Origin of the sequence: Bradyrhizobium cenepequi, from assembly GCF_020329485.1 — a bacterium.
Lineage (GTDB): Bacteria > Pseudomonadota > Alphaproteobacteria > Rhizobiales > Xanthobacteraceae > Bradyrhizobium > Bradyrhizobium cenepequi.
This window is the reverse complement of sequence record NZ_JAGKJI010000017.1, coordinates 35,581-47,998: the sequence shown is the minus strand read 5'-3', so window position 1 is coordinate 47,998 and position 12,418 is coordinate 35,581. Positions and strand designations below refer to the sequence as shown.

Here is a 12,418-nt window from a genome sequence, read left to right as displayed (position 1 = left end):
GCAGATGCCAGAACGCCGGGTGCTTCTTCACTCATTTATCTTTTCCCTGACACCAAGAATATCGCAACGCTCTAAAATCCCGGGAGCCGTCTCATTCCAGCCTTCCGCCAAGAGCTTGCGCCGGAGGACGTCCATCCGTTGACCGGCGATCGAAAGTTGAACTGCGCAGTTTTCAACTTCCGGTTGATCCGTCTTATCTTCCGTCATCCGGATACTCCGCTTTTGACCAACTGAGACCCCAAGCCTGATCCTGCCTGCGACGACGTCAGTTCAGATGGTGACAATGGGCCCGCATAGACGCCGCGGCTGCAGACACCGTTGAAACGATCAGACTTAGTTTGCGGCTCGAAAAGGCGCTTGCTCTATGTTGCTGCCGATGATGCATTCTTGCCGCGCTCGTACTGCACAGATCCTGAGGGTCTGCAATACGCAGAGATGCCATCAGGCATGCCGCGAAGCCCGAAGATGATTGGATTTTATCCCGCCCAGCAATGGAGTCAGAAAATGCCGTGATCAAACCGCCCTCTCCAATCACGGTGTGCAGCTCGCAAGCCGATTAACGGGGGCGCGAGCTCAATCATGAGAAAATCTCGAAGGAGTCGTTGGGCGCAATTTTTGCCGAGCCTGCTCAATTTTCGCCGAGCCATTCACGGCTACACTCCTAAACTAGCTTGGGGCTGAAAAACCCAAGGAGCGTGGCGACACAGATTGTATTGGATCATACCGGCGATACCCGACACGTCTTCGAAGCGAGCGATGCTGAGGCGCTTGGCAAGGCGGAAGCACTGTTTAAAGCGCTTGTCGGAAGCGGATCTACGCCCGCCGTTCGCGAGCCCACCGGCGAGGTCAGGATCACACGATCATTCGATCCGACCGCGCAAGAAACGCTATTGTATCCGCGACTCGTCGGCGGCTAATCGTCGGGGCACGTTCGCCGAAAGCCTTATTGCTGCGCATGTTGTATCGCCTGCCTTGGGATAGTTTGGCGCGCAGGGTTCGAGCCTTGTGCGAGCGGTACCGCGCCCTGAACCGCACCCTAATAGGCAAAGACGTTTACGAGGAGCGCGGCATAAGGCTCCTAAGAGAATGGCTCTCGCCTAAGCAACGTGCACAATTCGATGCCATGAAGTGGTTCGACGTCATCGGCCGCGATACGGGGCGCGGTATCGCATCTGTTATGGCAGGGCAACGAACGTGGTTGAGATTGACGAGGCAGATCGCCCGACCGTCGGTTGGTGTTTCGTGCCTATGGGATCGCTGGTCGCCGGCGATGTCATGCTCGCACAAAACATTGCGTTGGAAACTGATGAGCGCACTGCGTTATCGATAGCACAGCCCTTTCCGGTTCAAACCGCTCGCCGACGCGCCGGCAATGGCCTTCGCAGACTTCCTTGCTGAACGTTACTCGCTGCCGTCAGCTTCCGCGCCAGTAAAAGGCAACTGATCGTCGCACAGGCAGATGGGCGAGATTGACTCAAGCGGAATTGAGCCGCACTGCTTATATGAAGAAAATTTTAATGGTGACCGGGCCGTTGCCCACTATCTAAACACTGTCCGTATAACAAGAGAGACCGATGTTGTGCAGGTCGTGAATGATACATAAGGAGTCGACGAAATGAGCGATCACGATGAGTGGATTAGCTGTTCGCACTGGGGCATGTTTCTACCGGAACGAAAATCCCTGAACTAGCGCTCGACGAGATCAGCCCCGCAACATTGCGGGATGGATCGAGGACAACTCTCATGCCCGCCTAACAAAGCCATGGGTGTCGCCGGTAGCGCTCGCATCATCGTTAACTCGCTGAATACCGCGGGCACATCCCGCGAGTTACCTCACGAATTTCGTTATCACGCGAAGGTGCTGAACGATCACCTCGCCGAGGTGCTTCGCAGCGGCTTGTTCGACGAAATCGACCACTTCTTCAAAATGCTCGAAGCGCACGTGTGCAATCGCGGAGCAAGGTAAACCAACGAAAATCGGTGCGCCATCTTCGCCGCGCGGCCAGATCATCAGGGTTTAACTCATGTCGCTGTCGCCCGGGCCTGAGATGTCGCCTGCAGCTGATCGGAGGCACGCCCTGAGCGCCGCGCCTCAAGCTCGGCCTTGAGTGCGTATTCGTGTTCACGCCGCTTGTCGCAAGAACAAGCCCGTATGCCAACCCTCGGTTTGCATAGTCAATCCCGATCGAGGTCAACCGTCATTACGTAGGCTATGACGGTGTGCGCAGCCGACCTGGCTCAGGCCCGTAAGGCTGCCACGGAGAACGTGTTCGATCTGATTACATCCGGATCAAGCGCATTTGAAAGTCTCGGCCCTGGCACATCTAAAAGCGTGCGAGGCTAGAAAGGAAGCTGCTAAGCAATGAAGATCCGCTCCCATTCAGAAAGCCACATTGTAGAGCTTGAGAACGGCTCTCAATGGCAGGTTTTCCCATCTTGACGCAACCCTTGGCTGGGAGCCTGAGACCGACCTAAGGCTGGTTCGTATAGATGATGAAGTGGGCTCACATGCCTTGATCAACTCGGCAGACAATGGACGCGTTCGAGTTCTCCCCGCCGAAGAAAGCTGGCCGATTGAAGAGGTCAAAATGATCTTGCGAGAGGGATAACCCACGCAGGTCGGATAACGGATGGTTGGTGGAAAGCATTTGGTTTTGACGCGCCCATAGGGCGCATCCACATATCTTTTGGCCAGTGCATGCGGGATTCTCGGGCCAACCCGCTTCTACCCGGACCAGTCCGAAATCTACGCTGCCCCGCAGACGCCAACTGATTATCACCGTTTTGGCCGGAGACCACGTCATTGAACTTGCGCGACTTCTCTTGCGACCCCACCTCGCGTTGGGCAGAGCCGACCAGACAAGGAGGAGCCTTGCGGGAAGAAGGCTCCATCGCCTCGCTATTGTGCCGTTCGGTTTCCCCCTGAGCGCCAAGAAACAGCCTTGCCGCGTCCGTCCCGAGTAGCGACATCAAGCAGCGTAGAGCGGGACGCCGAGGAGCCCTCGATACTTACCTGTGGTCTGATTGAAAAGCATGTCCTTTCTGACTCAAGCAACCGTGGACGGGCTCATTGCGTCTTATGGGTATGCCGCGATCTTCGGGATTATCTTGCTCGAGAGCGCCGGCATCCCCTTGCCAGGGGAAATCATTCTGATTGGCGCGGCTATCTACGCAGGTTTGCATGACACGCTGGACATACGATTGATTATTGGGACCGCTGCAGCCGCCGCAATTGTTGGCGATAACATTGGCTATTGGTTCGGACGCAAAGTTGGACGCATTGTGTTGCTCAGGCGGGGCCACTTGATAGGTTTGGATCAGCAAAAGCTCGATCTCGGCGAGTACCTTTTCCTCCGACATGGCGGCAAAATTGTCTTTCTAGGGCGCTTTGTCGCAGTACTTCGCGTATTTGCCGCCGTCCTCGCCGGCGTTAATCGTTTCCCGCCGATGCGGTTCTTGCTGTTCAACGCGCTGGGCGGGATTACATGGGCAATTGCAGTCGGTACTGGCGGGTTTGTGCTGGGCCAGAGTTTCCACCGTCTTGCGGGACCGTTTAGATTGTCGACGGTCGTAGCGGCAGCAATCGGCCTCTTCTTAATTTGGCGCTACTACAAACATCACGAGGAGCAACTGTTCAGAGATGCGGAACGCGAGTTGGGTGGCAAGAAAGATGGCGTTCCGATGGCGGCTCAGGCTTTCAGAGGTAACTCCGACATGGTCGGCACGGGGCCAAATCGACGCTCGTGAGCCCAGGCGGACCTCGGCTACTGGGTCTGCATGCTCTCATTTCGGGAACGTTGGGCACCGTGATCGGCGACTTCTGCTCGCCTAACATGGGCCTCGACGATGCTGGAGCATCAATCCTGCTTTCGCCCATCATGGCGGTGCTGTTCCTGGCAGGGCGCGGTGGGCGGCTTCTTTTGCTGCCGTTTTATTGGCTGGCCGTTGTTTTGATCAGCGCCGCAGGAACGACGGCTGGGGATTTCACCTCCGGACGCAACATGCTCGGCCTGTCCGTGAGCACTGCCGTCACGGGGGCTCTCTTGATTGCCGTCCTGGTCATCTGGAGGGAGCAGTCGAGAACAAAGAGAGATCGCCATCGCTTCCTGATATGAGGTCCGCCTTGCGTCACAGCGCACCACGCAGCCCGTGGGGCCGCGCACGGCGCCGTACCGCGCGGTCGAGTCACGACCGGTGATGGCGGCGGGCATGATGAGGCGGGAATGCGTCGGGCGTAAAAGCATATGAGCCGTAGCGGTCGCCGCAGTATGAGATGCCGCCGCCGGCCGACGCACAAGCGCTCTTCAACGCGGGCCAGTCGGGAGAAGCCTTGGCAGCAAGCGTTGGCGCGCCTCCATTCAGAACGTCCAGATTGGGGTAATAGAACGCGAACGCGCCCGGCTCCTGGATCGCGGCCCTTATGGTCCCGTTCGGATTGAAGTCGTTCTTCGAATTATACCCGGAGTCGTGCAGATTCTTGATATACAGGGCGCGGTCGCTGCTGCTCACACCGCCCGGCACCACGCCCGGAGGCGCGCCCGCAGGAGCTTGCGCGAATGCCGGCATCGCTGCGGTCGCGACCAGCAGCACGGCCGCTGCAAGAGCTTTGAATGAAATCATTTTCGTTTCTCCAGTATGGATCGATTGCAGACCCGCGTGGGACAAGACGAATCGATCACGGTTCGTGAGGCGAGCGTGCTGTCTGGACCGCGAGCTATCTGCTTGCAGCATCCGATGCGGATACCTGATATTGGATGTACGGAGACCGCGCGCCCGTCCCACTAAACTCCCATTCAATAAGCTCAACTCGGCTTGAAACGCGCGTTACAGAGTCAATCGCCTGCGCAACGGCATTCGCGCACAACAAAACTGATTGCGGCGCGACAGGGCGTCCGTGACGAAATCATGCCGGTGAACACGGGGGTGACTCGACTCCTGAAGAGTCATCGATCCCTCGCGCCCTGGTTATCGGACTGCCGTCGATTACTGTGTAATCGCGCGGGCAGCGCCGCTGCCCGGCTCAATCAGTCCGACATCGTTTTCATTTTCTCGATCCGGTTGGAACTGACGAACACTTTGCAAGGGTCTGGTTGCGCCTAATGCGAGGCACGTCTGTGAGCTGTCTCACTCCTCGTATTTTCGTGATGTTTGCTTTTTTGCCGGCCGCGGCCAATTCCGGCCCCAAACGTGTCAGGCGAGTTCGGCGGCGACCGTGCCACCGATCGTCTGGATTATAGGGCCGTCATCAAAGTATCGATGAATATTGAGGGCAAGGTCGTGGCCGCGCGTGCGAATTCCCGCACGAGCCTAGCGAAATGGCGCGTTATCTGCAAAACCGGCTATGCCGCCGAAGGGCACCCTGGGGTACCCGTAATCCAACTGTCATAAATCATTGCTAGCCCGGCAATCGTTATGGCTATCGGAAACTCGTCATAACTAACTACCCGCCCGGGGCCGGTTCTCCCGTTGGCGGGGTTTTTATGGCCGCTCGCTTGCGCCTCTCTCCCGCCTCCGGTTGGACGTTTTCCGGGGCAGGGTGATGTCAGAGCCCGCCGGTCTTCCGGGAAGGCTGGTGCTATCAGCACGTCTCTATGCGGTCTCCCGAGCCGCGTTTCCATCAAACGATATGCGCGCATGGCGAGGCGCTAGTCTGAGTGCTCGGGTTTTGAAGGTCGGAATTCTGGATGCTTACAAATTAACTCGCCGGCAAGCTTCGCGCTCGCCGCCGAGTTGCCGAGTTGCATGAATACCGTGACGTCATTGGCGGATCAGTCGAATTGCATCCTGCCTCAGTAGATAGAGTGAGACGGCGAGCAGAACGACGTCCTTCAAGAGGAAAGGCATGTTACCGGTCATCGCGGGGAAGCCTCCCGCAGCGGCGTCCCAGCCCTCCGGCATGAACGGAATGATCGTGACGGTTGCGATGAAGGTGCCGGTCGAGCCGAGAGCGCCGAGGATGCCGAGGCCCTTGTCCCAGAAGCCTGCGAGCAGCAGGGTCCCGAACGTCCACTCGAAGACGCCGAGGAAATAGCTGGCGGTGCCGTGACCGAAGAGCGGATAGAGCCACCAAATCAGCGGTCCGTTGCGGATGAATGGGACCAGTCTGTGAATCGGCGTGGGGTCCGGGCGCCGATCCCGGATTTGAACGGGTTTGCGCTAAATCTATCGTCAGTTTCGCTGGGACCATCCGCGGTCGCGTGGTCGTCGATGTCAACGCCTGAGGTAGGGATTCCTTCGTCGTTGATCATGAAGGTCGCACGAGGTGACGGCACAAATCACCACAATGTGGGGAAGTTCAGCTCGCCGCTTGATCAAGAGAAAGGCCGGCGGGCGCTACGCCGCCGACCTTGTCTTGCAACTGCCGGCTCACGGGTCCGGTTCCGCTGCATTGCATCCGTCTTCCTACATCGATTTTTGATCCGTAGCACCCAACGCCCGTTGAAGCCATTGCACGCGGGTATGGCCAAAGCCGTACTTAGTAGGAGCCTACCATCCGTTGGTTTAGGGCGACTCATAAAAGCTGGATTGTTGCGGTTTGCTGATGTCCGCCACGCCCTCGATATCGACCAAATTCTTCAGCGCAGCGAAATCTCGCGATGGGCCAAAACCTGAAATCTGCCCAATGCTAAGCTGGTAGACGCACAGTGCGTTTTGCACATCTCGGAAGATTCGACTTGTCGCTTGGCATGGCTTTGCGACCTTGCGAGTGCACTTGGAGAATAACAGCGTCACCCCGGCTGCTCGAACGAGGCGCGGCGTTCCCATCAGTCGCAAGGCAAAGGCGGGCAGAATCCTAAACCTAAGTATGCCCTGCACAGCCAAAGGTCCCGGTACGGATCCACCTCTGTGCAATGGTTAGGTCCATTATCTGTGACTACACTTGGAATGTAACCGCCGATGCGTCGAGCGGCAAGACAACGGGAGGAGTTCAGCGATGAGAATCATAGATGCAACCGCATTGCCAGGTTTTGCTCGCAAGGCGGCTGAGTCAGCCTCTGACTTCGCCAGCGTCGTTCACAACCTGATCATGGACGTGCGCGATAGCTACCGGCCCGAGCTGCACCACATGCGTGGCCCCGGCCCGAAATGGCGCGCCGAGCATCAGCCCCGGGTAAATTTCGATTCTGAAGCCGTACCGCCGGCCGGGCAGCACCAGCTGTCGCCGCTGTATGTACGCCGTCGAGATCCGGCTAGCCCCACCCGATAGCCAGGCCGAGGTGACGGAATCATGCTCGTGATACGGGTGTTGCTGTTTGCCGTCTCGCTCTCGATCAACCTGGCGACAATCTCGAGGGCCGAATCCTCGGAATGCGCCTGCATCTCAGATCTAGCCTCTCCTCGCGCTCGTTGGGCGGAAATCCGAAGTTGGATGCTGCTCGTTGGCGCCGCCCTTTGCATCGCATTGATGGCTATGCTGGGTGGTTCGGCGCATGCCGCCGTTGCCCTCGAGGAACGCAAATTGCCGATGAAGTTCAGCTGGGTTGGCTGCCAGCCGAATTGCCAGGGCTGGGTCAGCGCGGTCGGCATAGTGACCGCCGATAGTCCAAGGGATTTCGATGAATTCGCGCACGGCCGACAGCTCAGTGGCGCGACCATGGTGCTGGATTCCAGCGGCGGTTCGGTCAACGACTCGATCGAGCTTGGACGGCGCTTCCGCGAGCTCGGGATGTTGACGACCGTCGGAGTGAGCGTGCTTACCCATAGCGCACGCGGCGTGCGCGCCAACGTGTCGCCAGAGGCCTATTGCGAATCCATGTGCGTCTTTCTGCTGCTGTCGGGCAAGTTGCGCTACGTGCCGGAACAGGCGCATGTCCGCGTGCATCAGATCTGGATGGGTGACCGCGCCGACGATGCGCGGGCCGCAACCTACAGCGCAGATGATCTGATGATTGTGGAACGCGATATCGGCCGTCTCGCAAAATACACCTTCGACATGGGCGGCGCGGGTGATCTGTTGTTGCTGTCGCTGAACGTGCCGCCGTGGGAAGATCTGCATGAACTGTCGCGAGAAGAATTGCGACTGACCAATCTCGTCACCACTGGTATGGTTAATCAGCCGGGCAGCCCCAATGCAGCGGTGGTCGAGTTGACGCCCAAACGGGTGCAGGGTCGCTTCGTAAGCAGTGCGGTTGCAACCGAGACAAATCCACAGCCGGCGAAATCAACCAAGTCGGCTGAAGCTATGGGGCGGACGGGCGGCGTGACGGCCCGGCCTGGGCGAGAGTAGCGGCTAGTTAAGTGAGCAGGGCCTTGGCCTGTTTCAGATCGAGCGTCCCAAAGCCTTCGCTGAACCAACCGAAGACTGGAACAAGCAGCTGTTTGGCGTCATCCGGTTTTCCTTGATCGCGCCATAGGCGGGCTAGGCTCGTGGCCGCGCGCAACTCCCATGATCTCGCCTGCTGGCCGCGGGCGATCGCGAGCGACCGCTCGAAATGGGCTTGGGCCTTTGCCGCATCCAGCTCTGTCGGCATTAGCGCAATTTCGCCCGCGATGCGATGGAGCTCCGCCTCGTGCCATTGTTCCTTTGTTGTTTCGAGGAGCGTCTTGGCTTCTTCAATGCAACGCCAAGCGTCATAGAATTGGCCAAGCTCACCATAGGCCTTTGCCAAATGGGAGAGCCACACTGGCAGGTAAATCGTGGTTCCCGTTGATCGCGTTGCGGGGATCGCGGTGGTGAATATACCGAGCGCAATCCGAGGCTTTGCCTGTTGAAGCCAGAACTGTTGCGCGCCGTAACATTCCGGCGCTCTTCCAGAAGATTGAGCTCTTTTCTTCAGCCAGTTGGATGAGTTCGTCAGATAGATCCTTCGCTGCGACGTAGTCACCATTGAGGAGTTTGGTAAGGCATACGGGGAATGCTCATGTTCGAGACAGCGGCCAGGGTATTCCTGGAGATGAGTAAGAAAACGCGCGGAAAGGCGCCTACCTCTCGTTTGCGTCGTGTACCGAACACCTCGCGCAAATTGGTCGGCTGAGAGTTCTGTTTGGAGACGATAGAGGGAAAGATGGCGGCGCGACCACTGCCGGCCCAGATCGAGGACGAGGGGGAGGACAACGATAGCGCGCCGGGGCCGGTCGACGTCGCTATACATCGCTGGTCGCGCGAGCCATGGCAAGGGAAGCTGCAGAAAATCCTTGCTGCACTCGAGATTGATGCACTCGACCAAGGCTCGCGGATCTACCTGCAACGGCAACTCTACATCTCCGATATTTCGATATAGACGGTCAGGGGCACGTCGTAATGACGCTCCGCTGCATCACCGAATCGGAAGGGAATGAGAACGCGCTATCCGAAATGATGGTACGGGCCGTCTCCCACGCAATCAGGCCACACAAGGATGGCGGCATCGAACTCATCGAAGCTTTCGATCAAATTCCATTGCTCGACGTTTTCGAGCAAATGCGTGCGCTGGAATATTTCTACGTGAGCGAGGCCCCGTCCGCGCTGGAGCGGATCTTGGAAGCACAAGCTGCGCCGCACCCTGCCTTCACCGCCGCCGCTACCGAGCAAGGAAGAACTCCGCGAGCAGACCAAAGCGGCGAGGGCGGCAGCAAAGCAGACCAAGCATGCGGCTGTGCGGAGGATAATCGAGAAAAAACTCGAGCTTGGTCGAACGCTCGCAGAGCCGCGGGACGTCACTTCGCGTAACACGGCCTTCGGCCACATCGTCAGACACAAGTTCGATTGCACAGTCGCGGAGATGATTCGCGTATGGAAACGCTACGGCCAGCGCCCCGACATCATCGCGAAAGTGCGCAACCGGGGTGTGCTGGCAGCGTTGACGAGTACGCTGCTGCCGGAGTCAGCGCGGCGCGCGTTCGAGGCGAAGATCCTGGCAGGCGGGAACGTGACGGCGAAGTGATTGCCGCCAAAACAGCAGCACAGGAAGACCGGCAGGCCGAGCTGGGCCGCCATTATGCGATCCACCACACGACAGAGCGCGTAAGCCGCACGGGGATAATCCGAGATCGTCAATAAAATCCCGATTTAATTGCGCATTTTAGTCTCAATTTAACCAAGGTAAGAAATCTTATTTTTACTTGGCGGGCCAGCGACTTTAAACAATGGGGACATAAATGCGGCGAGCTGAACTCGAAAAAATGGATCTCGATCGTCTATGGACGTTGCACGTCGAAATCTCAGACGTGCTGAAGGAAAAGATCACACAGCAGAAGCAACGGTTCGTCGACAGATTGAATCGGTTAGAACAACCGCTTTCTGGACGGCGACCGTATCCGCGAGTCTCTCCCAAGTATCGAAATCCTGATGATCCGGCTGAGACGTGGGCCGGTCGGGGCAGGTGTCCGCGCTGGCTGGCAAAACAGTTGCAATCAGGCCGGCGAATGGACGAATTCAGGATATGACTTAGAGGGGCGGACTTCGCCTCTCGAAGCGCGGTACGTTCGGGCGGGCCGCGGCCGCCGTAAGAAACAGTTCCCATCTCCTGGACAGGCGACCCGTTCGCCCGGCGGGAAGGACATGGACATGCTGCCGCCGGTCCCGACCGACGCGCTAGCCCACTTGCGACAGCTACTGCGTTTGTTGAGATTAGAAGTTGCGCTCTCGGCGTAAACCAAATCGCCACATCGCAGCGATAGTCGACAGTACCACTCGAAGTACAAGCACAAACAGCGTGATCTGAAGCCAGATCAAACCGCCGAGCTCTCGGAAGACGAACTCGATCCGTGGTCCCCACGGCGGCGGGATCGCGTCGCCGATGGCTTCTATGCCACGTTGCAGGGAGCGCTGAGCGCCGGTGAGCAACTCTGGCTTCTCATAGAACGCTGCGACAATGAGCAGCCATGCGGCGATGGCCGTGAAGATGCGAAAGGAGTGGACCTTCAGGTGATACCGGAGGTTCGGCCGATACGTATTCCGAAGTGGCGCCATCATTACATCGGCCACGAGATTGCACGCCTATTGATGGCGAACGAGCCAAGCGGGTTCAGAGTTCCAAAAAACGAGGAAAGAAGCACGAGCGCCAGAGATCTCCTCGCGATTAGAAGCTGCTGCGCTCCAGACTAGACGATTTTGATCCACTCAATCTGTATTGTCGTTATCCAGTGAGATGGCCTCAAAGCCCTCTGGCAGCTCCGGTGGGATGTTTTCGTCAGTGTGGTTGCAGACTGGACACGGCGCACCGGCTCCGCCGCACTCGCAGGCGTCGTCTCCCAGCCATTGCTTATCAGGATGGTTCTCGCAAACCCATCGGCAGTTGTCGCAGCGGGCGCACCACTTCATCGCAGGTCCTCCCGCAGGCCCTTAAAGAAGGGGTGCCGCACCTTGCCCTCCGCCGACTTCGCGCGGTACTCGACCTCGGCCAGCAGTTTAGGCTCAACCCATATGCCCTTGCGTGCGATCCGTTTTGCGTAGGGCTGCATCTTCCGGATGAGGGGCGTTAAGCGCTTCTGCAGATCTGCGGCCGAGGTCTTATCAAAGCCGTGGTCGACCTTGCCTGCATAAATGAGCGCGTCGCCCTTGCGCCGGCCGAGATAAATGCCATCCCATTTGCCTTCGTCCAGGGCGAAGCCGGCGATGGTTAGCGTCTCGTGTTGCCGGCAAGTCACCTTCACCCAATCCCCGCCGCGACCCGGGCCGTAGCGGCTGTCGCGCACTTTGGAAACAACGCCCTCGAGCCCGACCTTGCAGGCATGCTGGTACATCTCGTGACCGTCGAGATCAAAGCTTTCGCTGAACTGGACGGGCGCCCCGTCAATCAGCTTCTTAAGATGGGTCTTGCGTTCGACCAGCGGCAGCTTCCGAAGGTCATAGCCGTTGAGGTACAGCAGATCGAAAGCCACCATCACGATCTTGGTGGACCTGCCTTTCAGCTCGTTCTGCAGGACGGAGAAATCCGTGGTCCCGTCCTGCGATGGCACCACGACCTCGCCGTCGATGATCGCCGACCCCGCATTGATCTCGTAGGCGTCGGCGGCAATCTTCTTGAAGCGCCTGGTCCAGTCGTAGCCGCGCCGCGTGAATATCCTGATTGCCTCGTTGGCTATGTGAAGCTGGACGCGGTAGCCATCGAACTTGATCTCATGAAGCCAGCGCGTCCCGGAGGGCACTCGATCGACCGGGGCGGCCAATTCAGGCTCGATGAAGCCCGGGTAGGGCGCCTTGATGCCGATCGCCGCCGGCTTCCTGCGCTGAAACGCCACTCAAATAACTCCAATACGAAAGGCTGACAAATTGGAGGTGCGACCTTTCGTTCCAACTGCAGTTGCCGATGGGAACGGATCATTGTGGCATCGGTTGGCGCGACGGGCAGCAGCTCTGTGAGGGAAATGATGAGGATTAAGACGATCAGTTTAGCCGCAGTTTTTGTATTGTCATCGGCCGTCGCAATGGCGCAAACGGGCAGCAGCGCTGGAGGTAGTTCGCAAGCTGGCGGGCCGGCTGGCAGTAAAACCACCA

17 protein-coding genes and 1 pseudogene are annotated in these 12,418 nt (G+C 58.2%); 9 read left to right on the top strand and 9 right to left on the bottom strand.

From position 1 onward, the window contains the following. Window positions 1–27: 27 nt before the first annotated feature. Window positions 28–207, bottom strand: a complete 180-nt coding sequence (locus J6497_RS19130; RefSeq protein WP_225705825.1) for a hypothetical protein — start codon at window positions 205–207, stop codon at window positions 28–30. Between the two features lie 488 nt (window positions 208–695). Here J6497_RS19130 and J6497_RS19125 point away from each other — a divergent pair, with 488 nt between their 5' ends. Both J6497_RS19125 and J6497_RS19120 read left to right on the top strand, forming a co-directional pair. Next, window positions 696–917 (top strand): hypothetical protein, encoded by a 222-nt coding sequence (locus tag J6497_RS19125; protein ID WP_225705824.1) that lies wholly within the window; start codon window positions 696–698, stop codon window positions 915–917. Window positions 918–955: 38 nt separating this feature from the next. Then, window positions 956–1,398, top strand: a pseudogene (locus J6497_RS19120) (hypothetical protein). A gap of 430 nt (window positions 1,399–1,828) precedes the next feature. On the opposite strand, the gene J6497_RS19115 reads toward J6497_RS19120, so the two are convergent. Continuing rightward, window positions 1,829–2,011 carry a hypothetical protein gene (locus tag J6497_RS19115; RefSeq protein ID WP_225705823.1) on the bottom strand — a complete coding sequence of 61 codons (183 nt, stop codon included), beginning with the start codon at window positions 2,009–2,011 and terminating at the stop codon, window positions 1,829–1,831. 1,022 nt (window positions 2,012–3,033) lie between these two features. On the opposite strand from J6497_RS19115, the gene J6497_RS19110 reads away from it, so the two are divergent. Next, entirely contained in the window at window positions 3,034–3,747 is a 714-nt protein-coding gene (locus tag J6497_RS19110; protein WP_225705822.1) for a DedA family protein, read from the top strand. Window positions 3,748–3,806: 59 nt separating this feature from the next. Next, a complete protein-coding gene (locus J6497_RS19105) occupies window positions 3,807–4,115 on the top strand; it encodes a COG4705 family protein (protein WP_225705821.1) in 309 nt (102 codons plus the stop codon). A gap of 70 nt (window positions 4,116–4,185) precedes the next feature. Here the strand turns inward: J6497_RS19105 and J6497_RS19100 are convergent, their stop codons facing one another. Continuing rightward, window positions 4,186–4,620: a hypothetical protein gene (locus J6497_RS19100; protein ID WP_225705820.1), complete on the bottom strand. Its 435-nt coding sequence runs from the start codon at window positions 4,618–4,620 to the stop codon at window positions 4,186–4,188. Window positions 4,621–5,757: 1,137 nt separating this feature from the next. Beyond that, window positions 5,758–6,072 carry a DUF417 family protein gene (locus J6497_RS19095; protein ID WP_312010336.1) on the bottom strand — a complete coding sequence of 105 codons (315 nt, stop codon included), beginning with the start codon at window positions 6,070–6,072 and terminating at the stop codon, window positions 5,758–5,760. An 862-nt stretch (window positions 6,073–6,934) separates the two neighbouring features. On the opposite strand from J6497_RS19095, the gene J6497_RS19090 reads away from it, so the two are divergent. Next, complete coding sequence (locus J6497_RS19090) at window positions 6,935–7,207, top strand: hypothetical protein (protein WP_225705819.1); 273 nt, start codon at window positions 6,935–6,937, stop codon at window positions 7,205–7,207. Between the two features lie 120 nt (window positions 7,208–7,327). On the opposite strand, the gene J6497_RS41570 is transcribed toward J6497_RS19090, so the two are convergent. Further along, window positions 7,328–7,570, bottom strand: a complete 243-nt coding sequence (locus tag J6497_RS41570; protein WP_225705921.1) for a hypothetical protein — start codon at window positions 7,568–7,570, stop codon at window positions 7,328–7,330. On the opposite strand from J6497_RS41570, the gene J6497_RS19080 reads away from it, so the two are divergent. Continuing rightward, entirely contained in the window at window positions 7,466–8,227 is a 762-nt protein-coding gene (locus tag J6497_RS19080; protein WP_225705907.1) for a COG3904 family protein, read from the top strand. The genes J6497_RS41570 and J6497_RS19080 overlap by 105 nt on opposite strands. Window positions 8,228–8,234: 7 nt before the next feature. On the opposite strand, the gene J6497_RS19075 is transcribed toward J6497_RS19080, so the two are convergent. Beyond that, window positions 8,235–8,828: a hypothetical protein gene (locus J6497_RS19075; protein WP_225705818.1), complete on the bottom strand. Its 594-nt coding sequence runs from the start codon at window positions 8,826–8,828 to the stop codon at window positions 8,235–8,237. Between the two features lie 177 nt (window positions 8,829–9,005). Between J6497_RS19075 and J6497_RS19070 the strand changes: the two genes are divergently transcribed. Then, entirely contained in the window at window positions 9,006–9,221 is a 216-nt protein-coding gene (locus tag J6497_RS19070; protein ID WP_225705817.1) for a hypothetical protein, read from the top strand. A gap of 20 nt (window positions 9,222–9,241) precedes the next feature. Next, on the top strand, window positions 9,242–9,649 hold the full coding sequence (locus tag J6497_RS19065) for a hypothetical protein (protein ID WP_225705816.1): 408 nt from the start codon (window positions 9,242–9,244) through the stop codon (window positions 9,647–9,649). A 72-nt stretch (window positions 9,650–9,721) separates the two neighbouring features. Here J6497_RS19065 and J6497_RS19060 read toward each other — a convergent pair whose 3' ends face one another. Beyond that, window positions 9,722–9,916 carry a hypothetical protein gene (locus tag J6497_RS19060; protein WP_225705815.1) on the bottom strand — a complete coding sequence of 65 codons (195 nt, stop codon included), beginning with the start codon at window positions 9,914–9,916 and terminating at the stop codon, window positions 9,722–9,724. A gap of 161 nt (window positions 9,917–10,077) precedes the next feature. Here J6497_RS19060 and J6497_RS19055 point away from each other — a divergent pair, with 161 nt between their 5' ends. Further along, a complete protein-coding gene (locus J6497_RS19055) occupies window positions 10,078–10,365 on the top strand; it encodes an H-NS histone family protein (protein ID WP_312010324.1) in 288 nt (95 codons plus the stop codon). A gap of 184 nt (window positions 10,366–10,549) precedes the next feature. Here the strand turns inward: J6497_RS19055 and J6497_RS19050 are convergent, their stop codons facing one another. Further along, window positions 10,550–10,906 (bottom strand): hypothetical protein, encoded by a 357-nt coding sequence (locus J6497_RS19050; RefSeq protein WP_225705814.1) that lies wholly within the window; start codon window positions 10,904–10,906, stop codon window positions 10,550–10,552. Window positions 10,907–11,238: 332 nt separating this feature from the next. Continuing rightward, on the bottom strand, window positions 11,239–12,162 hold the full coding sequence (gene ligD / locus J6497_RS19045; RefSeq protein ID WP_225705813.1) for a non-homologous end-joining DNA ligase: 924 nt from the start codon (window positions 12,160–12,162) through the stop codon (window positions 11,239–11,241). Between the last annotated feature and the right edge of the window lie 256 nt (window positions 12,163–12,418).